The sequence below is a fragment of the Mesobacillus subterraneus genome (assembly GCF_003937825.1).
In the GTDB taxonomy this organism is placed as follows: domain Bacteria; phylum Bacillota; class Bacilli; order Bacillales; family Cytobacillaceae; genus Mesobacillus; species Mesobacillus subterraneus.
In genome coordinates this window covers 1-26207 of record NZ_RSFW01000020.1, presented here as the reverse complement: position 1 = coordinate 26207, position 26207 = coordinate 1, and the positions used below count along the sequence as shown (strand labels likewise).

Sequence of the window (26207 nt, the reverse complement as noted above, 5' to 3'; positions counted from 1 at the left end):
GTGAAATTCATCATTAAACAGAAATGGTTTGTCATGATCGCATGGATTCTGGTGGCAGCAGGGTTGTTCATAGCTGCACCCAATATGGCAGAGCTGGTTAGGGAAAAAGGGCAGATTACGGTGCCAGATGAGTACACATCAGCTTTGGCAGGCAAGATCATGGACGATGTCCGGAAGCAGGAGGGCGTCGGGGACGAAACCCAGGTGGCGCTGGTTTTCCATAATGAAAAGAAACTGACTGACGATGAAATCAGCGAAGCGGAAAAAGCAATCCGCGAACTCGAAAAAAACAGCGAGGAAATCGGCATTACTGATATCCTTACTCACTTCAATGAAGAAAGCCTCGAGGAACAGCTTGTATCCGAGGATGGCAAATCCATTCTGGCTTCCGTGAAAATCAGCTGGAACGACCGCGAACCGAAAGAAGTCAGCAAGCTTCTCTATGAAACAATCGAGGATGTTAAAGTTGATCACTATTATACAAGCCAGTGGCTCATCAATGAAGACTTGATGAACAGCTCTGAGGAAGGGTTAAAGAAAACGGAAGGAATTACAGTTGTCTTTATCCTGATAGTATTACTGCTAGTATTCAGATCTGTCGTAGCCCCGGTGATTCCGCTGCTCACAGTCGGGATGGCCTATCTTGTATCACAATCAATCGTAGCGATGCTCGTTGATCAAGTTGATTTCCCGCTGTCAAACTACACACAGATTTTCCTTGTGGCTGTATTGTTCGGGATCGGGACTGATTATTGCATCCTGCTGCTCAGCCGTTTTAAGGAAGAGCTGGGACAGCATGAAAGTGTCGCTTCGGCGATTGTCGCAACTTATAAGAACGCTGGGCGGACGGTCTTTTTCAGCGGTGTTGCCGTCATGATCGGTTTTGCCGCAATCGGCTTCTCGCAATTCATCCTTTACCAGTCGGCTGCAGCTGTAGCGATTGGGGTCGCGATGTTATTAGTTGGATTGTTCACGATTGTACCGTTCTTCATGGCGGTGCTGGGACCGAAAATTTTCTGGCCATCGAAGCGAAGTGCCGAACATGGCGAGAGCAAGCTATGGGGAACGGTCGGAAGCTTCTCGCTTGCCCGTCCTTTCTTAAGCCTGCTTATTGTCGCAGCTGTGTGTGTGCCATTCCTGGCCGTTTATGATGGTGAGCTCAGCTATAACTCACTGGATGAAATCAGCGGTGATGTGAACTCCATCAAGGCCTTCAATGCGATCGCCGACAGCTTCGGTCCGGGAGAATCAATGCCGGCCCAGGTGATCATCAAGAATGACGAGCGCATGGATTCTGCTGAATACATCGAGCTTGCCGAGCGAATCAGCCAGGAGCTGGAAAAGGTCGACCTGGTCGATACCGTCCGTTCGGTGACAAGGCCGACAGGTGAACCAATCGAGGACTTCTTCGTTTCCAAGCAAGCAGAAACATTGGAGTCGGGTCTAGGAGAAGGAAAAGAAGGACTGGAAAAAATCAGTGAAGGCCTTCAGGAAGCCGAAACCGAGCTTTCAAAATCAGCCCCTGAACTGGAAGGCGCCGCAGATGGCATCAACGCGCTGATCAGCGGGACAACCGAAATCAAAACCGGCCTTGGCACAATCCAGACCAACCTTGCGAAAATTGAGAATGGCATCCGCCAGGGTTCAGTGGGATCAGACCAGATCAAGGCAGGGTTAGAAGAAGCAAAGGCGGGCGCAGAAGCATTGCTTGCAGGGTATAAGGAACTGCAGGCGGGTTATGTGGAAATGCAAAAGAACCTGACGCAGCTTGAGGGTGGATATAAGCAGGCTGGGGATGGATTAGCCCAGCTTTCAGGCGGTATCTCTCAAACGAATGTCCAGCTTTTTGGTTATTTGGAAAATAGGGATGAAAGCTTGAAAGCTGATGAGAATTATCTAAAACTCAAGGGAACGATAGCCGTTCTGCAGGAGAATTTAGCTCAAACCTCCGCAGGCATCAATGAATTAAACAAAAATCTAAATCTCCTCAATGGTGCAATGGGCCAGGCAAATTCCGGTTTTGCAGGAGCACTGGCTGAGCAGGAGAAATTCGGTCCAGGGCTCCAGCAGCTGATCGATGGAATCGAACAGCAGCAGGCAGGCCTTGAACAGCTGGCTAATGGGCAGGGGCAGATTGTAGCCAACTTCCCTAAGCTGACGAATGGCCTGACAGGAATCAATGCCGGACAGCAGCAGTTGCTTGCTGGTTTCGGAGGCCTTGGAGGACAATTGAGTCAGCTGACTGATGGCCTGAGCCAGAGTGCGGATGGCTTGAATCAAGTATCAGAAGGTCTTGGTTCTGCACAGGAATACTTGGCAGGTCTCTCAGATTCCGGCTCGAACGGTTTCTATCTTCCGGAAGATGTACTGGAAGATGAAGAATTTGCGCAGGTGTTCGATGTCTACATGTCAAACGACCGAAAAGTCATGACCATGGATGTCATCTTTGAGGCGAATCCGTATTCAAATGAAGCGATGGCCCAAGTGGGTGAAATCAAGACTGCAGTCGAACGTGCGACAAAAGGAACGAAGCTTGAGAACGCGGCTGTCGCCATTGGCGGTGTCACAAGCACGAATGCGGACCTTGATACAATGTCCGGACAGGATTACTCACGGACCGTGTTATTGATGCTCCTGGGAATCGGAATCATCCTTGTGTTCCTTTTCCGTTCAATCATCATGCCGATCTACATCATCGGATCACTGATTTTAACATACTATACGGCAATGGCCGTCAACGAGGTCATCTATGTGGATATCCTCGGATACACCGGCATCAGCTGGGCCGTCCCATTCTTTGCGTTTGTCATTTTAGTGGCTCTCGGCGTCGACTACAGCATCTTCCTGATGGACCGATTCAACGAATATAAGGAAATGTCCATTTCGGATGCGATGCTTCTTTCGATGAAAAAGATGGGAACGGTCATCATCTCAGCAGCCATCATCCTCGGCGGAACATTCGCCGCGATGATGCCTTCTGGTATGATGTCTTTGCTCCAGATCGCATCGATCCTCCTCGTAGGATTGTTCCTGTACGCCTTCATCATGCTGCCGCTGTTCATCCCGGTACTCGTGAAGAACTTCGGCCAGGCCAACTGGTGGCCATTTAAAAGAGCGTAATTTGTATAAACGCCTGGAAAAAGCTCCAGGCGTTTTTTTACTTTCTATTCGTTTTTAACAACCGTCTGGGCCACAATACAGCCCACCATTTGAGATATTACCCCAGCTCGTCCAGGATGATTTGTTCCAGATCCTCTTTCGACCTCATTCCTGGAACGACTCTGTCACCAATGATGAAAGTCGGCACAGCCGTGATATCCACTTCGTTATAGGCGTGATTTAAGGCTTTCTTATGTGTTTCCTTATATTTTCTTGTTTCCAGCGCCTCACGAAATTCCCCTTCATTAAGACCGATTTCACCAGCGAGTTTGGTTAGCACCCCAGGATTTCCAATATCAAGCCCTCTTTGAAAAAAGGCTCTGAGCATATGGTCGTTATACTCATTTCCTTTTCCTTGTTCCTTCGCAAACTGGTATCCTTCAAATGCCAAATGGGTGTGAGGCTGGGGAGAAACATCCGGAAGGACGATATGGATGCCCATCCGTTCAGCCATTGGATAGACAGACTGCTTCCAGGTGCTCTGCAAATAGTGTTCTTCAGGTTTTAGTGTCTTGTTTGGATAAGGCCTTAATTCAAACGGCATCCATTCCAGTTCTACATCCTTCCCCTTAATTGCTTCTTTTAACGGAGCCTCCGCCAAAAAGCAGAATGGTCATACATAGTCCGAATAAATTTTGATTTGAAGTGTCATGGGCTCCTCCTTAACAATGATTAAATTTAGGTTTTGCTACGAATTTACCTTTATGCAGACAAGATAAACGCTGAACACAAAAAAAACCGGGCAATATGCCCGGCTTTTGTAAATTTATTCTGATGCTGGTTTGATTGTTTTGATCAAACCGAGTTTCCCAAACGCCCATCCAGCAAGGCCACCAATCAGTGACGGGACAACCCATCCAAGCCCATCTGCATAAAGCGGCAGGGATGTCAGCAGCGCAGTAAGAGCTTCTGATTCGATCCCGAAGGTTTTCAAGCCATCAATGACACTGATTAATCCTGCTGCGAAAACAGCACCAACATACACCCCTCGTTCTCCTTTGAAGAAACGGTCCAGCAAAGCGAGGACAACGAGTACGATCGTGACCGGATAGAGGACGACCAATACCGGAACTGAAATCGAGATGATCTGGTTCAAGCCAAGGTTTGCGATGGAGAAGCTCACTAAAGTGATGATCAGCGTATAAGTCTTATAAGAAACCTTAGGCATCACCTTCTCGAAAAACTGGCTGGTTGCCGCAACGAGACCTACAGCGGTTGTGAAGCAGGCAAGCGTGACGATGAAACCCAGAAGCAGCATTCCGCCTGTGCCAAACATTAGCTTTGCAGCCTCAGTTAAAATTGTTCCGCCATTTTCATATGTGCCATAAGAAGCCATTTTAGCGCCGAGAAGGCCAATAGTTATATAGACGAAAGCAAGCCCGACACCGGCAATGATGCCTGCCTTAAGCGTTTCCCTGACAACTTGCTTGCGCGTGATGTCTTTTTTCTGCTGGATTGCACCGACCACGATGATTCCAAATGCCAGCGCGGCAATAGTATCCAAAGTGAGATAGCCTTCAATAAAACCTGCGGCAAAAGGAGCTGCGGCATATTTATCGGCCACGGCACCCAATGAACCGTCCAGTTTGAAAAAGCTGCTGATGACCAGCAGGACAATCGCTGCCAGCAGGACTGGTGTCAACACGCTGCCGATCCGTTCAACCATTTTTGAAGGATTCAACGTCACCCAGTAAACAAGGGCAAAAAAGACGATTGTGAACAACAAAAGATTCATTGTATTAGAGCCGCCCCCTGCCAGGAATGGCTTGACGGACATTTCGAATGCGACATTGGCACTTCGCGGGATTCCGAAGAACGGACCGATGGACAGATACACAGCTGCGCTGAAAGCGATTGCAAAAACCGGATGTACCCTGGAGCCGATTTCGTTGATTCCCCCTTTAGCCATTGAGATGACGACTACCGATATAAGAGGGAGCCCGACTCCGGTTACAACGAAGCCCAGCATGGCCGGCCAAAAGTTCGCTCCGGCTTCCTGTCCCAAAAACGGCGGGAAAATAAGATTCCCAGCACCGAAAAATAATGCAAATAACATTAACCCAATTGTAATTGTTTCTTTACTCCTTAAGCTTCCCATCCTTTTTTCTCCTCCTGATAGATAGTTTGGCACTGAGAGTATAGGAATTATGGAACGGAAAAATTATACAATAAAAAAATAAAAAACTCATCCCCAATAATATAGGGACGAGTTATGCTCGCGTTACCACCCTGATTCCGCAAAAAACTGCGGCCCTCATCAACGTACCATCATACGTGTTCCTGTTAACGGCGGACAATCCGGCAAAAGCTTACTGCAGCCACGGTTCAGCTTTGCATCTCGGAGAGGATGTCCACTTATGGCCTGAACACCGGCTTGCAGCAAATCACCGGCTCTCTGTAGATCAGTTACATAAAGGACTTGTTCTCGTCATCGATTTTGTTATTCTGAAATATGTTTCACAAGAACTATAATAATATTCAGATAATAATATGTCAACACTAATTACACTGTAATATTTGTTGCTTTGACCATAATAAGTAAACATTGAGAATTTTAGGTCCAATTATAAATGGATGTGTTGCTTTCCAAGGTAGAAAAAAGGGCATACGGACAGCTTTTCGTCTGTATCATCGTAAGCTGTCCAATAGAGGATGTCAAACGGACAGCTTTTCAACATATTCCTAGTAAGTTGTCTGATAGAGGTGCTCAAAAGGACAGCTTTTCATCATTAGGCAAGTAAGTTGTCCGATAGAGGGATTCAAAAGGACAGCTTTTCAACATATTCCTAGTAAGTTGTCCGATAGGGGTGCTCAAAAGGACAGCTTGTCATCATTAGACAAGTAAGTTGTCCGATAGAGGTGCTCAAAAGGACAAGCTTGTCATCATTAGACTGGTAAGTTGTCCGATAGAGGTGCTCAAAAGGACAGCTTCTCATCATTAGGCAAGTAAGTTGTCCGATAGAGGTGCTCAAAAGGACAACTTTTCATCATTAGGCAAGTAAGTTGTCCGATAGAGGGGTTCAAAAGGACAGCTTCTCATCATTAGGCAAGTAAGTTGTCTGATAGAGGTGCTCAAAAGGACAACTTTTCATCATTAGGCAAGTAAGTTGTCTGATAGAGGTGCTCAAAAGGACAGCTTTTCATCATTAGACTGGTAAGTTGTCCGATAGAGGTGCTCAAAAGGACAGCTTTTCACCATTAGGCTGGTAAGTTGTCTGATAGAGGTGCTCAAAAGGACAGCTTTTCATCATTAGGCTGGTAAGTTGTCTGATAGAGAGCTGTTAATAGGTTTGTATTCTCCGTTCTGGCTGCTGTGGCAAAAGATCAAAGTTTACGAACAAAGAGCCTGGCAAAAATATTTGCCCATAACCATCCAATCCATATTAAAATGAAAGTATCTATTGAATGGAGAATTGTGATGAATCTTAAAAAGCTGGAAGCTTTCATAATGGTTGTTGAGAAGAATAGTTTTTCCGAGGCGGCGGCTGCGCTTAAAAGTTCACAGCCGTCAGTCAGCCTCAAAATCAAGAGCCTTGAGGATGAGCTCGGGTTTGAACTGCTTGATAGGGGAGCAGCAGGAATCAGGACAACGCCGGCAGGAATGCTTGTGTACACAGCGGCAAAGGAAGTTGCCAACCGGTGGAGGACTCTAGAGGATGAACTTGGAGAATTTGAGGGGACGCTGACAGGAACATTGACGATCGGAGCTAGTACCATACCGGGAACCTATCTGCTTCCTCAATGGGTTAAGCATTTCCGCAGTCTTTTTCCAAAAGTGGACGTCAAAATCGAAATCGGTGATTCGAAGAAAATACTCGATCGCCTGCAGAACCATCAGATAGATGCCGGGATTATCGGGATGAAGGTTGACTCGAAGCTGATCAGGAGCAAAACAATCGCCTCCGATACCCTAGTACTGGTTGCGCATGAAAATCATCCCTTGGTTCACGCAACCATGCCTGATTTTACAGAAATTCTGCAGTATGACTTTGTGCTGCGTGAAGAAGGCTCGGGAACACGGAAAATGATGGAGCGTTATTTAATTGAAAATGGCCTCTCACTGGATGAACTGAAAATAGCTGTTTCGATTGGAAGCACGGAATCCGTGATCGCGGCGGTTGAAGCAGGTCTGGGAGTCAGCTTCATTTCCAAATTGGCTGCCCTGCCTGCAGCCAAGGCAGGGCGTATTGCAATTATCGACACCTTCGAGCCTTTTGAACGCGAGTTCTATCTCGTAGCCCATGCGGATGCGGAGAGTCGCCCGATCATTAAGCAGTTCACTGAAATCGTTGAAGGCAGCGGAATGGGAAAGAGTTAATGACAACTTCTCCATTTCATTTTATTATGGAGATAAGAGAAAGGGGCTGTTGGGATGCTGGTTAAGGTGTTTGCGAATCTCAGGGAAATTTGCGGAGGCGTGACCGTCGAAGTGAAGCCTGATGGGGATATGGTCATCGACGTGCTCGATAAAATGTGCGAAATGTTCCCGGGATTGAGCGAGGAAATTTTTACAGAAGAAAAGAATCTCAAGCCATTTGTGCATGTCTATATCAATGGCCGCAATATCGTCCATGACAATGATCTGGAGACACACGTGAAGGACAGCGACCAATTCGCTCTATTCCCGCCGGTTGCCGGTGGCTGATATGATTGATAGAGTCCTGGAATTCCGCGGAATCAACAGGGAGCACCTCGGGATGTATTTTGAAGAGCTGGGGGGCAGGCTTGTGAGTGATTCCTTTCCATTTGTGTACGAAGCAGAAGGGTGGAAAGCGGAAATTTTAAGTGAAGACGAGCTTGCTTTTACGAAAACCTTTGTTGTGAACGCCGTTCATATCCGATTTGCGGCAGAAAGCACGGAAGCGCTCAACCAATTGATTAAAAATTACCGTTATAAAACAACCCGGGTGGGCGGGTAGGTTCTGGCAGAGGATGGCTGGGACCTTTTTTCTGTTTTGCTGCCACTTCCACCGGTTTTCCCTGATTTATTAAGCTGTTGTGCCATTGTTCTATCAATGGTCAGCAAAAATTTCCTGAAAAGCTTCACATCATGGCTTTAAAAGGGGCTTCGAAGCAGTTGCTTTAGCAGATATCGACCACATTTCGGATTATATCAGCGGATTTTCAGATTTATCGACCACATTTCGGAATATATAAGCGGATTTTTAAATATATCGACCATATTTCCAATTATATCGACCAAGTCGATTTTTCCGCATAAAAGACATCACAAATCTAAAAGAAAAAACAAAAACCAGGCAATCGCCTGGTTTTCTGCTTCCAAACTATTAAACTTCTTCTGTTGTCGGAGTTGTTTCTTCGCCGATAATGCCCAGTTCGCGAAGTTTATCTTCTGTAACAACGCCATCTTTCCAGCCGCGGACATTGTAATAGTCATCGAGCATGATGTCCATGCGGGAGACAAGTCCTTCACTGTTTCCAGATGCGCCTTCTTCAGTGAAGCGTTTTGGAAGGAAGTCGTCCTCACGCTTGTTGAAGCCTGCGAGGTTGTTATAGTAACGCTCAAGGTTGTAGATTCTTTCCCCTGCAAGCATGACGTCATCCGCTGTCATTGGGATGCCTGTCATCGTGCTGTATTGCTCAGCATAGTGCTCGGCATTTTCGGAGAAAGAAGAGAACTTACAGATATTCATAGAGTCAGAGAATGAAAGCAGGTTCTGGAATACGCTCAGAAGCTCGGCTTTGCCCTCTGCTACTGTACGGTCAGTTGGCTCAGGAATGCCGGCGATTTCAGATGCGATTGTGTAGCCGCGAAGGTGGCAGGCACCACGGTTACTTGTCGCATAGCCAAGACCGATACCCTGGATTCCGCGTGGATCGTAAGCAGGGATGGATTGGCCCTTAACGGACATGGACAATTCTGGAACACCCCATGCAGATGTCGCACGTGCTGGACCTTCTGCAAGAATACCGCCGATGCCTTCACGGTAAGCGACCTTGCGAGCCAGGTCGATCATGCCGTCAGCGTCTCCCCAATCAAGCTTTTCGTCAACGGCGCCTTTTTCAAAAGCTTCCATTGTGACAGAGAATACGTGTCCAAGCTCGATTGTATCCATGCCGTATTCGTTACATCGGTCGATTAAGTATGCGATTGCTTCAGAGTTGCTCAATCCGCTGTTTGCACCAAGTGCCCATGCAGATTCAAACTCAAAGCTCTCAACGCGAGTCTTATATTTGCCTTCCTTGACTTCAACCTCGATTTTACATCCAACCGGGCATGCATGGCATGTGTTGTTGGCAACAAGCAGATGCTCGTTGACCCACTCGCCGGAATGCTTTTCAGCCTCATCCCAGTGTGTCAATTGAGAGTTGCGTGTTGGAAGCGCTCCCACTTCATTGATCAAGTTGGTAAGGACGTTTGTTCCATATACGGATAAGCCGCCCTTGTTAGGAGCTGTCAAACCGCCTTCAAGAATCGCTTTAACCGCTTTCTTGTTGGCCTGGTTGTAATCATCCTTTTGTGCAGGCTCAGGCATATTGCCTTTTTGCGCAGCCTTGATGACGATCGCCTTCAGCTTCTTGTAGCCGGCAACCGCACCAGTACCGCCGCGGCCTGCTGCACGGTCATGCTCATTCATGAATCCAGCAAAACGTACGCCGTTTTCGCCAGCCTGACCGATTGTCATGACGCTGAGGTTTTCTTCTCCAAGAGAATCTTTCAAAGCCTGGACAGTCGCGCGTGTGCTTAATCCCCATAAAGCTGACGCATCGCGGATCTCTGCCTGGCCATTTTCGATGTAAAGGTAAACAGGCTTGTCGCTCTTGCCTTTGAAGATAACGTTATCGATGCCAGCCCACTTCAAGCGTGCAGCTGTCCATCCTCCCATGTGAGAGTCCGTAACCGTGCCTGTCAATGGAGACTTCGTCACCACCGCAAGACGTCCGCTCATGGAAGAACGTGATCCCGTTACAGGGCCTGTCATGATACATAGAATGTTTTCTTCTGATAGAGGCTCAACCTCAGGTCCATTGTCAAGAACATACTTAACCCCAAGACCGCGGCCGCCGATATACTTTTTCACATCTTCTTCATTGATGCCTCTGTAATCGACCGTGCCATTCGTCAAGTCAACAACTACTTCTTTGTTTTTAAATCCCCCGAAATTCATCTTAACTAATCCACCTCTTTCTTTTCGAATTGAAAAAATAATACAAGAGGCCTATTTTCCCTCTTACTCTTAAGTATAGTGAAAATTCAATCTAAAAAAAAGCTTTATTTAAAGATATAATAAAATAGAAATGAGGGGATATGCATGAAAGATTTGGAGCGTTATTCACGGCAGATTTTATTCAAACCAGTTGGCAGGGAAGGCCAGGAGAGACTATTGAAAAGCTCGGCTGTCATTGTCGGCATGGGTGCGCTGGGAACAGTAATCTCGAATCACCTGGTCCGGTCTGGTGTCGGACACGTCCGCATCATCGACCGTGACCTGGTGGAGCTTTCCAACCTGCAGCGTCAGACTCTCTATGATGAGGAAGATGCGCGCGAAAACCTGCCAAAGGTCATCGCCGCTGAAAAAAAACTGAAAAAAATCAACTCGGAAGTAAAAGTAGAGGCGATCATTGCTGATTTGACGCTCGACAACGCTGAAGACCTGCTCACAGGTTTTGATGTGATCGTTGACGGGACCGATAATTTCATGGCCCGTTACTTGATCAATGATGTCGCCGTCAAGCACGGCATTCCATGGGTTTATGGCGGTGCGGTCAGCTCGAGGGGGATGTTCGCCGTCATCAAGCCTGGGGAAACGCCTTGCTATCGCTGTTTATTCCCGTCTGTCCCTGCTGGGCTTGGGGAGACGTGCGACAGCATTGGGGTCCTTTCACCGATCACCGATATCATCGGATCCTTCGAGGCAGTCGAAGCACTGAAGCTGCTTGTCGGCGCCGAGTCGAACCCAAATCTCGAACAAATGGATATCTGGTATAACTCCTTTTTGCAATTGGATGTCAGCCAGGGGCGAAATCCGGAATGCCCAACCTGTGTGCACCACGAATATGAATTTTTGGACCGCTCATCGGACCAGCAGATCAACTTTGCTTCCTTGTGCGGTCGGAATACCATCCAGATCAACCCGCGGCAAAAAGCAAAGCAGGACCTTGAAAAACTGGCCAGCATCCTGAAAAACAATGGAGAGGTAAAAGGAAATCCATTTTTGCTTCGCTTCATGCCGGACGATGAAATCACGATGGTCATTTTTCAGGATGGGCGCGTTCTCGTCCATGGCACGAACGATACGGTAAAAGCAAAAACGTATTATGCTAGATACCTTGGTTCATAACTTTTTTTAAAAGGGGAGAGGGAATTGGCAGGCTATATTGATGAATTGAAGAGTGTCATAGGGGAAGAGTTAGTATCAGTGAATGAAACCGTATTGGAACTTCACGGCCGGGATGAGTCCTACCATGAACCACGCCTGCCGGATGCCGTTGTTTTTGCGAGGAATAAGGATGATGTCAGCAAGGTCCTGAAGTTCGCCAACGAGCGGAAAATCCCTGTTGTCCCATTCGGGCTGGGAACGAGCCTTGAAGGGCATGTCATTCCGGTGAATGGCGGGATTTCGCTCGACCTTTCGCAGATGAATGCGATTCTGGAAGTGAAGGAAAGCGACTTCCTTGTAAAAGTCCAGCCGGGCGTTACAAGGTCGGTGTTGAATAAGGAACTGAAGAAATACGGCTTGTTTTTCACCGTAGACCCTGGTGCCGATGCGACGCTTGGCGGAATGGCCGCCACGAATGCGAGCGGAACGACCTCGGTGCGCTACGGCATCATGCGCGACCAGGTCAGGGACCTTGAGGTGGTGCTTGCGAACGGCGACATCATCCATACCGGCAGTCTTGCCGCCAAGTCGTCATCCGGCATCCACTTGAACGGCATGTTTGTCGGCTCAGAGGGAACCCTAGGTGTCATCACGGAACTGACACTGAAGGTGTACGGCATCCCCGAGGCGATTACAGCAGCAAGGGCGGTTTTTCCGTCTGTGAAAAATGCAGTCGACGCTGTCGTCAGCATTTTGGCTGGCGGCATTCCCGTCGCCCGAATTGAGTTCGTCGATGCTGAGTCGGTAAAAAAAGTGAATGAATACATGGAAACACAGTATGAGGAAAGCACGACGCTGTTCATGGAGTTTCACGGAAACGAAGCCGGGCTGGCACAGGACCTTGAATTTGCCAGTGAAATCGTGCATGACCATGAATGCACAAGCTTTCAGTTCGAAGCCGATTCAAAGGCACGCAACCAGCTGTGGGAAGCGAGGCATAATCTCCTTTATGCCTACAAGCACACCGCCGGCAAGAAGAGCATCATGCTGACAGATGTCAGCGTCCCGGTTTCCGCGCTGACCGATGCGATTCTGCATACGCGCGAGCTGATTGACGCTTCATCGATAGAAGGCTCGATTGTCGGCCATGTCGGTGACGGGAACTATCATGTCCTGCTGCTGCTGGACAAGGAAAATCCTGAACAGGTAAAAGAAGGGGATCGCATTAACGAGGAAATCGTCCACTATGCCTTGAAGCGAGGCGGCACCTGCACCGGCGAACACGGCGTCGGGCTCGGAAAAGCAAAATACCAGAAGCTTGAGCACGGCGCAGCCTATGAAGTCATGAAATCAATCAAGAAAACCCTCGATCCGAACGGAATCCTGAACCCTGGGAAGATTTTTATAGATTAATAACAATAAAGCGGCCGATGCGCCGCTTTATTTTTTTGAGTTTGCTGGTAAAGCACTGTCGTTTGTGGTGATTCCGCAACAGCAATAGCAGGAAGAATACAGTTCGGACGAAATTCACAAGAAGATTACTATTTTTCCACCAAATTTTAGCAGTTTACTTACAGTCACTATCATTCGAGAGATGATTACGATTGTTCAAGCGCAAATCACTCCGTTCCAGGAGGCAAACACTATGATTTTAACGGGCAATTAGTACGATTTGAGACACAATCACTACGATTTTAACGGCAAACAATACGATTTGAGACACAATCACTACGATTTAATCGATATTCACTTCGATTTCAGGGAGATTCACTACGATTTACGTTCTTTTCACTACGTTTTACGCCTTTTTCACTACGATTTCGACGATTTACACTACTTTTTCCAAATCCATGGAAAAAATACCCCTTGGCTCCAACGATTCCTCCCTCATAAAAAAAAGACCATCAGCAATGATGGTCTATTCTAACTAAACAAAAAACCTGACTAAAATATATCCAAACACCGATAGCAGCACTGATCCCGCCAGTCCGGCTGACAGTGCTTTTCCGCCCATTTGCCTGAATGATTTGAAGTCTACATTCAGTCCCAGTCCGGCCATTGCCATGCCGATGAGCAGGTAGGCAAGGCTGACGATTGCAGATGCGGCGTTTTCGCTGACAATCCCTGTCGTATTGAACGCGCTCACTGCAAGGAATCCGAGGATGAACCAGGGGATCGGCAGAGAAGCAAGCGTCATTTTTTCACCGGACGCACCGCTTTCCTTCCTCTGAATCAGGAACCCTATCACAATCGCAACCGGAACGAGCAGCGCCACCCTGGTTAATTTTACGATAATGGCAAGGTCAAGGGCAGCTTGTCCGGCAGGGTCTGCGGCAGCGACGACATGGGCGATTTCATGCAGAGTTCCTCCTGCGAAGACACCGTATTCGAGCGCATTCAACCCCAGGTACGTAAAGATCAGCGTATATAAAATCGTGAAAATCGTGCCGAGTACAGCGACGTTCGCAGCGCCGACCGCGGTTTCTTTTTCGTTTGCCTTGATGACCGGTGCGATGGCGACGACGGCGGCTGCTCCGCAAATCGCTGTCCCGCAGGCAGTCAGGATGCCCAGCCTTTTCTCCACTTTGAAAAGGCGGCTCAGTCCATAGACGACGACAAGAGCAAATGCCAGGTTCGCGAATGCTATTAAAAATACAGTAGCTCCGGCATTGTAGATATCATAGAGATTCAATCTGAATCCGAGCAGGATGATGCCGAGGCGAAGCAATTTTTTGCTTGAATAAGAAGCTCCCTCCAGCAGTCCGCTGTTCACACCCACCGATGCCCTCCAGATCATCCCGAGCATGATTGCGATGACAAGCTGTCCCATGATCGAGAAGAAGGGGAATCCGGCTATAAACCGCGCAGCCAGGGCCAGGGCTAGTGTCAGCAATATCCCTTTAAAGACGGGCACAGTAAATCGTGGCAGTAGTTCTTTCATTTTCATCATGACACGTCCTTCGATAATTTCTATTACCACTCTACCTGAATAAAGGAAAATAGCAAAACCCTTATGTGTATCGGCATATATTTCACAAAACGGATATATGTGAGCCAATCTGCCGGCCCAGCTGGTGTTTATAATGAAAGTAACTATATCCTCCTTTAAGCGGGTGAGCAAAATGTCGGAGAGAAGGTTTCTTGTCTACACCGTTTCCGCGGTGATGCTGCTGGTGCTGATTCACCTCTATCATTCAGAACTATCATCCTACCTGAATCCGGAAAATTATATCGCCTTCCATACAATCCTTGAATTTTTCAGCATAGCTGTTTCTTTTTCGATTTTTTCTTATGTCTGGAAATCGTTCGTTTTTTCAAAATCGAGGAGACTTTTGCTTCTTGCATTCTTGTTTTTCATCCTCGGGGTACTGGATTTATTCCACACCCTAACCTTCAAAGGGATGCCGTTTTTCATCACAGAAAGTTCGATTGCCAAGGCGACGTGGTTCTGGATACTGGCGCGCATCATCGGCGCTGTGCTGATGGTCCTTGTTCTGATCCTGCCTGACCGGAAACTGACGATTGACCCAAGAAGAACGTGCCTGACATTATGTGCGGTCATTCTCAGTGTAATCATTTTCTTGGTATTCAAATACGAAAACAGCCTGCCGCTGCTTGTCATCGAAGGGGAAGGGACGACTGTTTTAAAAAATCTGATGGAGTACGGCGTCAGCTTCCTGTACTTCATTTCAATTGTGGTTTCACTGTATTTTTATAATGAGGGCAAAAATGGCCAGCATCTATTCATTGCACTGGCTTTCACATTCCTGTTTTTATCCGAACTTGTCTTTACCATCTATCAGAGTGTATATGACATTGATAATTTCACCGGACATCTGTACAAGGCGCTTGGCTACATTTTCATCATGAAGGGATTCTACTTCTCGACGATTGCCGATGACAGCTTCCTGAAGAATCCGCAGGAAAAGTTGTGGAGGCAGACAGAGGAAATGATCCAGACACATTACGGAATCATCTTCCGGCTGACCAAACAGGAGAACGATTTCATCCATCAAATCGTGGGCGGAGGTCTGCTTGAGGACCTCGGCTTCTCTCCAAATGAAATCAACGGCAAGACCCTGGTTGAGTTTTTGCCTGTAAAAGCGGCAAGAATTGAACGGTACTATGAGTGTGTCTGGAAAAATAATGAGAAGATCGTCTTTGATGTCGAAATCGGTGGCGATACGTATGCCATTTCACTGGTGCCAGTCATGAACAATGGCGAAGTCGTTGAAATTGCCGGTGCCGTCATGGGGATTGTTAAGTATTCGCGGCTGGATCGATGCTCACGGAGCACGAAGGCTGGCGCTATGTAACCTGCAGATGCAGGTTTTTCTTTATATACAAAGAACAGCTGCCCTTATGCATAGGAATTTTATGAAAAAAATCGAATAAGCTATAGGTATAAGCCCTGTCCTTTCACGAAGGGTGATGTACTCAAAGAAGGGGGCGCACGATCTTCTAAAGTCAAAATATTGAAAATAGTCTTTTTTATCGATGTTCTTTAGGAAATCGAAGTGTTAAACTGGGTATATGTTTACAAATTTCTACAATGTTCTTGAAAAATGTAAGCATTTACAATTTTAACGAAAGAGGTGTTGGATGTGCTAGGATTTTTACAAAGAATCGGGAAGGCGTTGATGCTTCCGATCGCGGTCTTGCCTGCAGCTGCACTATTGTTGCGTCTCGGACAGCCGGACTTATTGAATATTCCTTTTATTTCTGCTGCAGGTGACGCGATTTTTGCCAACCTTGCGCTCTTATTCGCAATCGGTGTCGCCGTCGGAATTTCGAAAGATGGAAATGGTGCGGCCGGTCTTGCCGGTGCGATTGGTTATTTCGTTCTGACAAAAGGTGCAGGCGCGGTCAATGAAGAGATCAATATGGCCGTTCTCGGCGGTATTTTATCCGGAGTCATTGCCGGCTTGCTTTACAACCGCTATCATGATATCAAGCTGCCGGACTGGCTAGGATTCTTCGGTGGAAAACGCTTTGTCCCTATTATTACGTCACTTGTGATGATTATTCTGGCAGGGGTTTTTGGGTATATTTGGCCGCCAATCCAGGCTGGCATCAACAATGTCGGCGAATGGATCGTCGGCGCTGGTGCACTTGGAGTCGGGGTGTTCGGTTTCCTGAATCGTCTATTGATTCCAATGGGCCTTCACCATGTATTGAATACGCTCGTCTGGTTTGAATTCGGTGAATTCACGAATGCGGCAGGCGATATTGTAAAAGGTGACCTGAATCGCTTCTTCGCAGGTGACCCTAAAGCAGGTATCTTCATGAACGGATTCTTCCCGGTCATGATGTTCGGCCTTCCGGCGGCTGCTTTTGCGATGATTGCCGCTGCTAAAAAAGAGCGCAAAAAGGCTGTTGCAGGCGCACTGATCGGTGTGGCCTTCACATCGTTCCTGACAGGGATCACAGAACCAATCGAATTCCTGTTCATGTTCCTTTCTCCAGTCCTTTACGGAATTCACGCTGTTTTGACTGGTTTGGCGATGTCGATTACGTACCTGCTTGGTATCCACCATGGATTCGGGTTCTCAGCTGGTGCGATTGACTACGTACTGAACTATGGTATTGCGCAGAAGCCATTGCTGCTGCTTGGCGTCGGTCTCGTATACGCCGCCCTTTACTTCGTGCTTTTCTACTTCCTAATCATCAAGCTTGATTTGAAGACACCAGGACGCGAAGACGAGGTGGAGGGAGAGTTCAGTGAAAGCGGAGCTTCAAAAGGAAACTACGCAGAGCTTTCGGACCAGTATCTTGCTGCTTTAGGCGGAAAAAGCAACCTGAAGGAGCTAGATAACTGCGTCACCCGCCTTCGTTTAAAAGTGGACGATATGGATAAAGTAAATGAAGCAGAGCTGAAGCGACTTGGCGCCAAAGGCGTGCTGAAACTGAATAAAACGGACCTTCAAGTGATCGTTGGCACAGATGTCGAGTTTCTGGCCAATGAAATGAAGCGGAAGTAAGCAGACAGACTTGGCGGTTGTAAGACCGCCAAGTTTTATGTGCTAGATAGGAAAGGGAATGGTTACTTCGAGAATAGTCCAGCTCCAGCGCCTAGCCCCTCGAGTCGCTTCAGTCCGCCCAATGAAGTCAAAAAACGACTTCACAGGTCGGCCCTCCAGCGCTTATCGGGGCTGACCAAGGCGCTTGCGCTTTTTATGGAGGGATTACATATGAAACGATTATTGGATTGCACAGCAGCTGACTTTGAACAAATGACAGGACGGGAATTGAAAAAAGCGATTATCGCTTCGGAGGGCCGGACGATTTTATCGGAGGTGCTCGCGGCGTTTTCACCGCTTTATCCAGCGGTCACCAACGCGGAGCTTGCCGCTGCATTTGGGGCGGATTTAATTCTGTTGAACTTTTTCGATGTCCTGAATCCTTCGATCGAGAGCATGCCAGAAACGAATCCGGAAGACGTGGTCCGCCAGTTGAAGAAGCTTGTCGGCCGCCCAATCGGCTTGAATCTGGAGCCAGTGGACCTGCAGGCGGATCAGCTTGAGGCATTGCAGCAGCTGCCAGAGGGAAGGATTACGACAGATGCTTCTTTAAAAAGAGCGAGGGAGCTCGGCTTTGACTTCGTCTGCCTGACTGGCAACCCGAAAACGGGCGTTACGAATACCGAAATCACAAAGGCAATTGAAAAAGCACGCTCAGCTTTTGGTTCCGAGGGATTGATCATCGCTGGAAAAATGCATGGAGCAGGAGTAGCGGGTGAAACAGGCAGCTCGATGATGACAGAAGAAACACTGCATGCCTTTATTGAGGCGGGAGCGGATATCATCCTGATTCCGTCGCCGGGAACTGTGCCTGGTTTTACGATAGAGAAAACATCGAAGCTAGTGGATCTTGTCCATCAAAATGGCGCTCTCGCAATCTTGACGACGGGCACAAGCCAGGAGGGAGCCGATGAAGAAACGGTGAAGCAGATTGCGCTGAACAGCAAGATGGCAGGCGCAGACTTGTACCACATCGGCGACGCAGGCGCAGCCGGCATCGCTTCACCGGAGAATATAATGGCCTATTCCATAGTCGTCCGCGGCAAACGCCATACGTACATCCGGATGGCCGCTTCCATCCTTCGGTAGTTCCTGATTTTGTAAGTTCTTATCAGCATTATTCCGGGTAAAAGAAAAGCCTAACGCTGATACTAACTTCAGGAGGGATCAACCATGGAAAAGGACAAGTATGTCAATATCGACCCAAAGGCAAAGCCGGTGAACCCTGGATCCGAAGAAGAACAAATGGAAACGATCGAAGCCAATATGAAGCTTCAGGAAGCCTTTTACGATGAAAACGAGAGCAACGGAATTGACCCTGCAAATCTGAATAACCAGACAGCAATTCTGACAGAAATGGACTAAAAGCCGGCATCGCTGCCGGCTTTTTGCTGTTCTGACTAAGGCTTATTGGTGGCGGTCCGTCTTATCGCTCTGGTCCTTGTTGCGTTTATTCCCTTTGCTGTTATCCCCGCTCGTCAACTCACCGGAAAACTCGGCCATCTGATTCCCAAGCTTAGGAGAATTCTGATTTCGGCTGCCCTTATTGTACTTTTTCGTCATTTCAAGCCCTCCTTAATCGTGTGTGCAACTTAGTTTTCCCGGAAAGAGGGGGGCAATATGTAAAAATCATTCATCATCTTGCGGGTAAGTCATTTCAAATCACCGCTTTTATTTAAAAAGAAGTGATTTATTCGCAGGTTTATTGCAAACCAACCACTTTTATTCGCAACTCACCCTGATTAATGAAAAAAATCATGTCAATTTTCAATTTTACAAGCCCCGCGGGTGTCCATTTCTAACGGATTAATTTTTTATTGGCGAAAACGCATTTTTATTGGTGAACTGGAAATTATCAAGGTTTTTTTCCAATTCAGCTGCTGATTCCACAAATAAAAAAGACAGCTGTACCCCAGCTGTCTCACTCTTTCACTTTCTGTTCAATTTCATCCTCGCTCACAATCTCCACATGAGCGAGCTCTTTCAGCTGCTGAATCAGTTCGTTGGCTTCTTCATAGAGTGTGTCATCGGTGAATTCCTCTGAATAGTAGAGAGAATCTCCCAGCAGGGCTTTGACACGAAGCCTTGTGCCGGATTCTGTATCCTCATCGCCCAATGTGACGGCGGAACGGGAGGTTTCATGCTGGCTGAGCAAAATTTTTCGGTCATTGCTTCCATTTTTAACCGCCTCAACAATTTCAACTAGTGATTGAACACGTCTCACAAACATCACCCCTCTATTTATGTATTCCTTGTTTCAAAATTTTAAAACCAATCTAAAGAATGATTTCAAATGTCGTCCCTTTGCCAAACTCGCTTTGAAGCGTGATATTTCCCCCATGCGCTTCGACCAGTTCCTTGACGATCGCGAGGCCCAGGCCGTAACCGCCCAAGGCTTTTGACCTTGATTTGTCGACCCGGTAAAAACGGTCGAAAATCCAAGACTGATCTTCTTTTGGAATGCCTTTTCCTTCATCCCTGACGGCGATATGGGTTCTTGCATCCCTTTTAAAAACTTCTACGGTGACCGTGGTTTCAGGATTGGAATACTTTCTTGAGTTATCCAGCAGGTTGATGATGATCTGCTCGAAACGGACAGGGTCCGCCTCGATATATACTTCCCCGGGACAGATGGATTTAAGCTTGATATTTTTTTCGGAAAATGAAGGCTCCATCTTGATGCAGATGTCATTTATGAAGCGGCATAGCTCCAGTCTATCCTTCTGGATCGTAAAAGTATTCTCGTCCATCTTGGCGAGATCGAATAATTCCTTGATCAGGCCCGATAGCTTCGTTGCTTCTTCATGGATAATCTTCAGGTATTTGCTCCGGTCTTCCTGGTTTGAAGCTTCCTTTCCGGCGATATCGGCATAGCCTTTTATATAGGTGAGCGGAGTGCGCAGCTCATGCGAAATGCTCGCAAGGAATTCATTTCGCTGCTTTTTCATATGGTTCAGGTCGTTCGCCAGCACCTCAATTGATTCTCCCAGTTCGCCTAATTCATCTTTTCCGAGCCGGGGCAATGTAACGGAATAGTCTCCCTGGCGGATTTTTAAGGTCGCCTCGTTCATTTTGATCACAGGCTTGGTGATGAATCGCGACAGGAACGCCGTGATCACAGCCATAGACGTCAAAAGCAGGATTCCGGCCAGCCAGAAGTGCTTATTCAGTCTCGCGATCAGCGTCTGGACCCTCTGCGTATTTTTGAACATAAAAACGGCCCCGTTGTCCTCGAGCGGACTGACTGAAGCGATATATTTCTTGTTCTGCCAATCATCCTCAAGTATTAATCCGGAATAAGGAATTTCCCCAGGTACGGATGATATAATCTTTTTCACTGAATCGTCAGCCGGAATGGAGGAGGAAACAATTCCGCCTTCCGCGTTTGTAACCAGGACATGCGTTTCTGTACGCGATTCCATTGTCGTGATGTGGTGAATCGTTTCTTGATTGTAGGAAATCTCAAGAATGTCGCGGTGGTTATTCCCGCGCGTTTGCAGGGACACTAGCTCCTCATCAATCCTGGAGTGGATGATGGAGGAATGAAGATAATAAAACAAGATTCCTTCAACCAGCAGGATGGTTATGAAAAAAACAGCCCCGATTTTTAGTGAGATGCGGTCCAATACAGCCACTCCTATGTTCGTTATTACCTTCATCATACTAAAAAAATATCCAAAAATAGAGGAGAAAAGACGGATTTAATTTGGAATAAATTGGTTTACAATGGCTTTTGTTGGGTAATTTATCCAAGTATACATAGTGAAGGAGGGAAACAATGGAGAGAGATTTTCATTTTTCCAAAGTTCGCATTGCGCTGCTGTTTACGGTGATGTTAGTGTTAACGCTGGGATCGACCTTAGGTTTTCTGGCCATGCTGGCAGAGCCGGAAGAGAATGGGACGGGTCTTGTACTGTTCGGAGTCCTGATCCTGATCTTTGTGTGGGTCTTGTTTTTCCTGGGGAAAACATTTTTTCAAAAAGAAGCCAATGTGACGGTCAGCGACAAAGGACTGACAGTTCGGGGAACCGCGGGTCCGGGTTTCATTCCGTGGGAGGACATCGAGGGCTTGCTATCATACGAAGTTCAAAACAACGCAACACTGGGCATTATCCTGAAGGATGAGGAAAAGTACATCAATGCGATGTCAAAGGGAGGTCAGCGCCTAGTCGGTATGAATGTCAAAATGGGATATCCTGCATTCAATATCGGAATGAGCAATATCAAGAAGAAAACGGAACTGATTGATTTGCTGCTTGAGATGAATGTGCCATTTTTCATCGAGGCGGATGAAAAGGAACAGATTGACCAGGCGAAGGATATGTAAAAAAAAGCGAAGAAGGAGTGCTTCTTCGCTTTTTTCTTTAAAGGTCGTTCACCTTATAGATTTTCCCGTTTTCAAGGCTGCTATCCATGATCAATTTTACCAGTGCCCCTGCCACGGTGTCCGGGCTGCGAAGGCTGCCGGTTTCTTTGTAGTTCCTGAAGGCGGCAACATCAGCGAAAGCCTCCTCGGACGAAGAACGAATCGTCGCCTGCATATCTGTGTCCATGATTCCCGGGCTGAAAGCGATGACCTTGCTGATGCTTCCCGCCTCCTCAAGCTCAAGGCCTGCTGTCATCGTGAACATATTGACTGCCGCTTTTGTGCTGCAGTAAATGCTCCAGCCCTGGATCGGGCGTTCTGCGGCACCTGACGTCACATTCGCGATAATTGCTGGGATGCCAGCCTTTTTTGCTTTTTGTAAGAATAAGTTGCTGATAAGGATGGGGGCGGTCAAATTGATCTGTACATTTTTTCCAATCAGTGATGGTTCCAGTTCCCCGGCCGTCTCGATTGGCTCGATCACTCCGGCATTATTGATCAAGTAAACCAGCTCTGCATTTTTAAAAACTACGGCCGCGATTTCGTTGAATACGGTCTGTACCTGTTCAGTTGAAGTGAGGTCGCAGCTGTAATGGGTATATTGTGCACCAGCGTTTACAGCTTCCTGCTTCAATGAGCTGCTCTCATTTCTGGCAATAGAAACGACGTTAATTCCTTTGGACATAAGCTGCTGTGCCGCAGAAGCTCCAAGACCCCTCGAGGCACCTGTAATGACTGCATATTTCATTCTGTCACTCCTTTATGTATTTAGCTGATTAAACCGGGATTGCGCCCGTTTTGGCAGCTCCGATATTTTTCAAGAGCCAGTTTTTATTTTCTTCCTGGCTGATTTCTCCCGCAGCTTTCAGCGCCAATTCCAGATAATGCTCCTGCTGCTCCGTATCTCCCGTCACTGCATAAGCCCTCGCCATCGCTTCATAAGCAAAACCAAGGTCAAATGCACCAAGATCATGCTCTAGACAAAGTTCAAGCGATTTTTTTGCATGATGGAGAGCGGGTTCTGCTCTTTCAAGAATCGCATAAACCCTCGAGATTTGCCACTCGCCACGCGCGAAGTTCAGCTCCGTACCGACGACACCCCAGTGATAGCGGGAGGCATTCGCTGCATAGATCAACGTGTCATTTTCACTCTCTGTCCGGTCTTGTTTCTCAATCAAGTCCCATGCAAAATTGAACAGGTCAATCGCCATTTGCTTATGTGTTGTAAAATCCTGATTGATCTCCATCTCCGAAGTCTCCTTTTTCATTCTAGTAATATAATAATTTGACAAAAACAGGGGATTTCCTTTTTAAAAGGGAGTAAAAAAACACGGCTGTATAAGCCGTGCTAGCTAAGAAGGCTTTTCCATTCATTGATGAAAGCTGCTGTGGATGCATTGGGTGAGGACAGCACTTCTTCGGTCGGCCCTGTTTGCTTCAGCTCACCATCCATCAGGATTGCCAGTGTATCAGACAGATACCTCAGTTCCATAAGATCATGACTGACAAAAACCGTGGTCGTGTCCGTCTGTTTGATGATGGACTTGATATCCTTCAATAATTGCGCCTTTGTCGGAAAGTCGAGTGCGGAAAATGGCTCATCAAGGAATAGGATATCCGGTTCAACCACCATGGCCCGGGCAAGGTTGACGCGCTGGGCCTCGCCTCCTGAAAGAGTTGAGGCCTGTTTTTTTGCGAGATGACTGATTTGGAATTTTTCAAGCCAGGCTGATACTTTGCTTTTGACTTCTTGGCGGGGAAGCTTCCTCAGCTTCAGGCCGACTGCCACATTATTGAAAACGGTTGTATCAAGTAGCAGAGGCTGCTGCATCGCGACCGCGAATTTTCGCCGCATCTCCAGTGTCAGGTCGTTTGTGATATCCTTTTCTTTTAAAAAAATGGCTCCATGGGCAGGTGTCTCCAGCAATGCCAAGGCTTTGATGAAAGTGCTTTTTCCAGCGCCATTCGGACCCATGATGCCGAGTACCTCACCATCCTGAATCTCAAAAAGGGGAACGGCGAGGAGCGTTTTTTTGCCGGCTTTTACTTCTAGATTTTTTACCATCAGCAGAGTAGTCATAGGCTTCGCTTCCTTTGTTGTAGATAAGTTAAGCTGAACGTGATGATGAAGGCCAGCGTCATAAGGATGAACGAAAGTGCCAGGGCGATGTCGAAATTGCCTTTTGAGACCTCCATGACAATAGAGGTCGTAAGGATTCGTGTTTCTCCGCTGATATTGCCGCCGACCATCATTGCCGCGCCAACCTCGGCGATCACTCGGCCGAATCCCGCAATGACTGCCGCTAGAATTGCGAGCTTAACCTCTTTCATCAAAATCCAGAATAGCTGCAGCTTTGTCGCTCCGAGCGCTTTCACCTGTAAAATCAGCTTCGGATTGATCTGCTGGAACGCTGTGCTGGTAAGCGCTGTCACAATGGGCAGCGAAACGAGGATCTGCGCCATGATGATAGCGGTCGGCGTATAAAGCCACGATAACTCGCCAAGCGGGCCTGATCGCCAGAGGAAGAGAGTGATCCAGAGACCGGCGACGACAGGAGGGAGGCCCATGCCGATATTGACGATGGCAAGGATCAACTTCCTACCCGGAAAGCGGGCAAGTCCCAAAAACATGCCAGCCGGGATGCCAATCAACGTGCTGACAAGGACAGCAGTAATCGACACCCTGAGCGTCAGCAGCGTGATCTCGAGGATCTCCGGGTCACCCGAGAGGATCATTTCTATTGCTTTTTTCAATCCTTCTAGTAGAAGTTCCATATGCAATCAGGCTTTCTTTTTATATTTCTTATTCAAACAGGAAGAACAGCGGCTCGCCATACTTGTCGCCACCAAACTCCTTGATGATCTTCTTTGTGTCATCTTCAATCATGAACTGTACAAATGCTTTCGCACCCGCTGCATTCACCTTATCATGTTTCTCGTCATTCACCTGCATGACGTGATAAATATTCAGCAGGCTTTCGTCACCTTTTACCATGATTTCCGTTTCAGGCATATTCTTTTTCTGCGCCAGGAACGTCGCGCGGTCGGTCAAAGTATAGCCGTTTTTTTCGGAAGCAATCTGGAGTGTCGCACCCATTCCTTGACCCGCTTCGATGTATGACTTGCCTAGGATTTTCGGGTCAATATCTGTTTTTTTCCACAACTCAAGCTCCTTTTTATGGGTGCCGGAATCGTCGCCGCGGGAAACAAAAGCAGCTTTAATTTCAGTGATTTTCTTTAAAGCCTCTGGTAGAGATAAATCCTTAACCTGCGCTGGATCACCTGCAGGTCCAATCAGGATGAAGTCATTGTACATGACCTTCTGGCGGTTGATGGCATCACCGCTTTTCACCAGTTCTTCTTCGGCAGCAGGTGCGTGGACGAGCAGGACATCCGCCTCGCCGCGTGTTCCCATTTCAAGCGCTTGTCCAGTTCCGACGGCTATAATTTTAAGATTAAAATTGTGCTTTTCCTCAAATGCAGGCCGCAGCACATCAAGCAGGCCGCTGTCCTGTGTGCTCGTTGTGGTGGCGAGGATGAGGTCCGTTTTCTTCGGTGTTATCTTTTCAGGTTCTTTTGCAGTTGAATCAGAACATCCAGCTATAAAAGCAATCAGAAATACCAGAAATAGTGAAAGTTTCATCCGCATCTTTTATGCCCCCAGTCTATCATTTCCATATATGATCTTTCCGAATTCTGCTGCGTCATAGCCATCCAGGCCAGAGATGCTATCCTTAAAATTCGTGAGTTGGATCAGGTCAATCAAATGCTCCATCGAAGCTTTGTTTTGAGGCGTCCAGCGGAAAACGAGATCGAATTGTTCCTTTGTCAGTGGAATAAAATCCAATCCGAGCTGGCTTGCAGCGCACCTGATTCCAAAGGCAGCGTCAGCGGTCCCCCTGCTGATATGTGCGGCCGCCCCCAGGTGTGTCCATTCCTCGTTTTCGTAACCTTTTAGAGCAGATGGTTCCAGATTTTCTTTTGCCAGGAAGGAATCAAGCAGGAAGCGGGTACCGGCTCCCTTTTGCCGGTTGACGATCGTCACATCATTCCTTGCCAGATCTTTCACTTCGCGGATGTTTTTTGGATTTCCTTTTGCGACAATCAGCCCCTGGTCCCTCGATGCAAGCCTCATCACCGTAATTGGCTCATGCACAAACAGCTGCCGGATGAACGGTAGGTTGTATTGCTGTGAAGCCGGATCAAGCAAATGGACAGCTGCTAAATCGGCGCTGCCCCGGTAAAGCATCATCAATCCCTCCAGGCTGCCGATATAGGAAGGAGTGATTGAGAGTCCGGTTCCCTCTGAAACTATGTATTTAACAAGCTGCTCCACCAGGAAGTCATGGCTGCCGGAAAGCTGTAGGGTGTGCTGGGGAG

23 protein-coding genes, 1 pseudogene and 1 other annotated feature are annotated in these 26207 nt (G+C 47.5%); of the genes and pseudogenes, 11 read left to right on the top strand and 13 right to left on the bottom strand.

The window, feature by feature from the left end:
• Positions 1 to 3120 carry an MMPL family transporter gene (locus tag EJA10_RS17590; RefSeq protein ID WP_125481343.1) on the top strand — a complete coding sequence of 1040 codons (3120 nt, stop codon included), beginning with the start codon at positions 1 to 3 and terminating at the stop codon, positions 3118 to 3120.
• 54 nt (positions 3121 to 3174) lie between these two features.
• Here EJA10_RS17590 and EJA10_RS17585 read toward each other — a convergent pair.
• Positions 3175 to 3811 (bottom strand): annotated as a pseudogene (locus EJA10_RS17585) (DsbA family oxidoreductase).
• A 114-nt stretch (positions 3812 to 3925) separates the two neighbouring features.
• A complete protein-coding gene (gene brnQ, locus EJA10_RS17580; RefSeq protein WP_125481341.1) occupies positions 3926 to 5257 on the bottom strand; it encodes a branched-chain amino acid transport system II carrier protein in 1332 nt (443 codons plus the stop codon).
• A 100-nt stretch (positions 5258 to 5357) separates the two neighbouring features.
• Positions 5358 to 5600 (bottom strand) — a binding site (T-box leader).
• 977 nt (positions 5601 to 6577) lie between these two features.
• Between brnQ and EJA10_RS17575 the strand changes: the two genes are divergently transcribed.
• From EJA10_RS17575 to EJA10_RS17565, 3 genes are read left to right on the top strand one after another with little or no spacing between them, the layout of a single operon-like run.
• Positions 6578 to 7477 carry a selenium metabolism-associated LysR family transcriptional regulator gene (locus EJA10_RS17575; RefSeq protein WP_170169182.1) on the top strand — a complete coding sequence of 300 codons (900 nt, stop codon included), beginning with the start codon at positions 6578 to 6580 and terminating at the stop codon, positions 7475 to 7477.
• A gap of 54 nt (positions 7478 to 7531) precedes the next feature.
• Positions 7532 to 7804, top strand: a complete 273-nt coding sequence (locus EJA10_RS17570; protein WP_125481339.1) for a ubiquitin-like small modifier protein 1 — start codon at positions 7532 to 7534, stop codon at positions 7802 to 7804.
• A gap of 1 nt (position 7805) precedes the next feature.
• Positions 7806 to 8078 carry a MoaD-like domain-containing protein gene (locus tag EJA10_RS17565; protein ID WP_125481338.1) on the top strand — a complete coding sequence of 91 codons (273 nt, stop codon included), beginning with the start codon at positions 7806 to 7808 and terminating at the stop codon, positions 8076 to 8078.
• Positions 8079 to 8447: 369 nt separating this feature from the next.
• Here the strand turns inward: EJA10_RS17565 and EJA10_RS17560 are convergent, their stop codons facing one another.
• A complete protein-coding gene (locus EJA10_RS17560; protein ID WP_125481337.1) occupies positions 8448 to 10289 on the bottom strand; it encodes an aldehyde ferredoxin oxidoreductase family protein in 1842 nt (613 codons plus the stop codon).
• 144 nt (positions 10290 to 10433) lie between these two features.
• Between EJA10_RS17560 and EJA10_RS17555 the strand changes: the two genes are divergently transcribed.
• Positions 10434 to 11462, top strand: coding sequence for a ThiF family adenylyltransferase (locus EJA10_RS17555; protein ID WP_125481336.1), 1029 nt, complete (start codon positions 10434 to 10436; stop codon positions 11460 to 11462).
• Positions 11463 to 11486: 24 nt separating this feature from the next.
• Positions 11487 to 12854: an FAD-binding oxidoreductase gene (locus tag EJA10_RS17550; protein WP_125481335.1), complete on the top strand. Its 1368-nt coding sequence runs from the start codon at positions 11487 to 11489 to the stop codon at positions 12852 to 12854.
• 514 nt (positions 12855 to 13368) lie between these two features.
• Here EJA10_RS17550 and EJA10_RS17545 read toward each other — a convergent pair.
• Entirely contained in the window at positions 13369 to 14391 is a 1023-nt protein-coding gene (locus EJA10_RS17545; protein WP_125481334.1) for a YeiH family protein, read from the bottom strand.
• A 172-nt stretch (positions 14392 to 14563) separates the two neighbouring features.
• On the opposite strand from EJA10_RS17545, the gene EJA10_RS17540 reads away from it, so the two are divergent.
• The 4 genes from EJA10_RS17540 (at position 14564) to EJA10_RS17525 (ending at position 18826) form a co-directional block, all read left to right on the top strand.
• A complete protein-coding gene (locus EJA10_RS17540; RefSeq protein WP_170169181.1) occupies positions 14564 to 15757 on the top strand; it encodes a membrane-associated sensor domain-containing protein in 1194 nt (397 codons plus the stop codon).
• A gap of 288 nt (positions 15758 to 16045) precedes the next feature.
• Positions 16046 to 17422 (top strand): N-acetylglucosamine-specific PTS transporter subunit IIBC, encoded by a 1377-nt coding sequence (gene nagE, locus EJA10_RS17535; protein WP_125481332.1) that lies wholly within the window; start codon positions 16046 to 16048, stop codon positions 17420 to 17422.
• Between the two features lie 210 nt (positions 17423 to 17632).
• Entirely contained in the window at positions 17633 to 18550 is a 918-nt protein-coding gene (locus EJA10_RS17530; protein WP_125481331.1) for a DUF7916 family protein, read from the top strand.
• 84 nt (positions 18551 to 18634) lie between these two features.
• Positions 18635 to 18826, top strand: coding sequence for a hypothetical protein (locus tag EJA10_RS17525; protein ID WP_125481330.1), 192 nt, complete (start codon positions 18635 to 18637; stop codon positions 18824 to 18826).
• Positions 18827 to 18868: 42 nt separating this feature from the next.
• Here EJA10_RS17525 and EJA10_RS23510 read toward each other — a convergent pair whose 3' ends face one another.
• From EJA10_RS23510 to EJA10_RS17515, 3 genes are all read right to left on the bottom strand, one after another.
• Entirely contained in the window at positions 18869 to 19024 is a 156-nt protein-coding gene (locus EJA10_RS23510) for a hypothetical protein (RefSeq protein WP_170169180.1), read from the bottom strand.
• A 358-nt stretch (positions 19025 to 19382) separates the two neighbouring features.
• Positions 19383 to 19685: a hypothetical protein gene (locus EJA10_RS17520; protein WP_125481329.1), complete on the bottom strand. Its 303-nt coding sequence runs from the start codon at positions 19683 to 19685 to the stop codon at positions 19383 to 19385.
• A gap of 52 nt (positions 19686 to 19737) precedes the next feature.
• Positions 19738 to 21123 (bottom strand): HAMP domain-containing sensor histidine kinase, encoded by a 1386-nt coding sequence (locus EJA10_RS17515; protein WP_246017847.1) that lies wholly within the window; start codon positions 21121 to 21123, stop codon positions 19738 to 19740.
• Positions 21124 to 21239: 116 nt separating this feature from the next.
• On the opposite strand from EJA10_RS17515, the gene EJA10_RS17510 reads away from it, so the two are divergent.
• Positions 21240 to 21788: a PH domain-containing protein gene (locus EJA10_RS17510; RefSeq protein ID WP_125481328.1), complete on the top strand. Its 549-nt coding sequence runs from the start codon at positions 21240 to 21242 to the stop codon at positions 21786 to 21788.
• Between the two features lie 37 nt (positions 21789 to 21825).
• On the opposite strand, the gene EJA10_RS17505 is transcribed toward EJA10_RS17510, so the two are convergent.
• From EJA10_RS17505 to EJA10_RS17480, 6 genes are all read right to left on the bottom strand, one after another.
• Complete coding sequence (locus tag EJA10_RS17505) at positions 21826 to 22575, bottom strand: (S)-benzoin forming benzil reductase (protein WP_125481327.1); 750 nt, start codon at positions 22573 to 22575, stop codon at positions 21826 to 21828.
• Positions 22576 to 22603: 28 nt separating this feature from the next.
• Positions 22604 to 23074 carry a hypothetical protein gene (locus EJA10_RS17500; RefSeq protein ID WP_125481326.1) on the bottom strand — a complete coding sequence of 157 codons (471 nt, stop codon included), beginning with the start codon at positions 23072 to 23074 and terminating at the stop codon, positions 22604 to 22606.
• Between the two features lie 101 nt (positions 23075 to 23175).
• Entirely contained in the window at positions 23176 to 23907 is a 732-nt protein-coding gene (locus EJA10_RS17495) for an ABC transporter ATP-binding protein (RefSeq protein ID WP_125481325.1), read from the bottom strand.
• The gene (locus EJA10_RS17490) at positions 23904 to 24602 is read right to left on the bottom strand and encodes an ABC transporter permease (protein WP_125481324.1); all 699 of its coding nucleotides are present in this window, start codon (positions 24600 to 24602) and stop codon (positions 23904 to 23906) included. The genes EJA10_RS17495 and EJA10_RS17490 overlap by 4 nt, the downstream gene beginning before the upstream one ends.
• 28 nt (positions 24603 to 24630) lie before the next feature.
• Positions 24631 to 25476 carry an ABC transporter substrate-binding protein gene (locus EJA10_RS17485; RefSeq protein ID WP_125481323.1) on the bottom strand — a complete coding sequence of 282 codons (846 nt, stop codon included), beginning with the start codon at positions 25474 to 25476 and terminating at the stop codon, positions 24631 to 24633.
• 3 nt (positions 25477 to 25479) lie between these two features.
• Positions 25480 to 26207 (bottom strand): substrate-binding domain-containing protein (locus tag EJA10_RS17480; RefSeq protein ID WP_125481322.1); only part of this gene is annotated, 728 nt, incomplete at its 5' end.

Excerpts from the sequence above, each read along its gene's own strand:
- EJA10_RS17570 (WP_125481339.1), top strand. The coding sequence starts at position 7,532 with ATGCTGGTTAAGGTGTTTGCGAATCTCAGGGAAATTTGCGGAGGCGTG.
- brnQ (WP_125481341.1), bottom strand. The coding sequence starts at position 5,257 with ATGGGAAGCTTAAGGAGTAAAGAAACAATTACAATTGGGTTAATGTTA.
- EJA10_RS17565 (WP_125481338.1), top strand. The coding sequence starts at position 7,806 with ATGATTGATAGAGTCCTGGAATTCCGCGGAATCAACAGGGAGCACCTC.
- EJA10_RS17510 (WP_125481328.1), top strand. The coding sequence starts at position 21,240 with ATGGAGAGAGATTTTCATTTTTCCAAAGTTCGCATTGCGCTGCTGTTT.
- EJA10_RS17490 (WP_125481324.1), bottom strand. The coding sequence starts at position 24,602 with ATGGAACTTCTACTAGAAGGATTGAAAAAAGCAATAGAAATGATCCTC.
- EJA10_RS17560 (WP_125481337.1), bottom strand. The coding sequence starts at position 10,289 with ATGAATTTCGGGGGATTTAAAAACAAAGAAGTAGTTGTTGACTTGACG.
- EJA10_RS17505 (WP_125481327.1), bottom strand. The coding sequence starts at position 22,575 with ATGAAATATGCAGTCATTACAGGTGCCTCGAGGGGTCTTGGAGCTTCT.
- EJA10_RS17575 (WP_170169182.1), top strand. The coding sequence starts at position 6,578 with ATGAATCTTAAAAAGCTGGAAGCTTTCATAATGGTTGTTGAGAAGAAT.
- EJA10_RS17545 (WP_125481334.1), bottom strand. The coding sequence starts at position 14,391 with ATGATGAAAATGAAAGAACTACTGCCACGATTTACTGTGCCCGTCTTT.
- EJA10_RS17515 (WP_246017847.1), bottom strand. The coding sequence starts at position 21,123 with ATGATGAAGGTAATAACGAACATAGGAGTGGCTGTATTGGACCGCATC.
- EJA10_RS17500 (WP_125481326.1), bottom strand. The coding sequence starts at position 23,074 with ATGGAGATCAATCAGGATTTTACAACACATAAGCAAATGGCGATTGAC.
- EJA10_RS17555 (WP_125481336.1), top strand. The coding sequence starts at position 10,434 with ATGAAAGATTTGGAGCGTTATTCACGGCAGATTTTATTCAAACCAGTT.
- EJA10_RS17495 (WP_125481325.1), bottom strand. The coding sequence starts at position 23,907 with ATGACTACTCTGCTGATGGTAAAAAATCTAGAAGTAAAAGCCGGCAAA.
- EJA10_RS23510 (WP_170169180.1), bottom strand. The coding sequence starts at position 19,024 with ATGACGAAAAAGTACAATAAGGGCAGCCGAAATCAGAATTCTCCTAAG.
- EJA10_RS17485 (WP_125481323.1), bottom strand. The coding sequence starts at position 25,476 with ATGCGGATGAAACTTTCACTATTTCTGGTATTTCTGATTGCTTTTATA.
- EJA10_RS17540 (WP_170169181.1), top strand. The coding sequence starts at position 14,564 with ATGTCGGAGAGAAGGTTTCTTGTCTACACCGTTTCCGCGGTGATGCTG.
- EJA10_RS17530 (WP_125481331.1), top strand. The coding sequence starts at position 17,633 with ATGAAACGATTATTGGATTGCACAGCAGCTGACTTTGAACAAATGACA.
- EJA10_RS17525 (WP_125481330.1), top strand. The coding sequence starts at position 18,635 with ATGGAAAAGGACAAGTATGTCAATATCGACCCAAAGGCAAAGCCGGTG.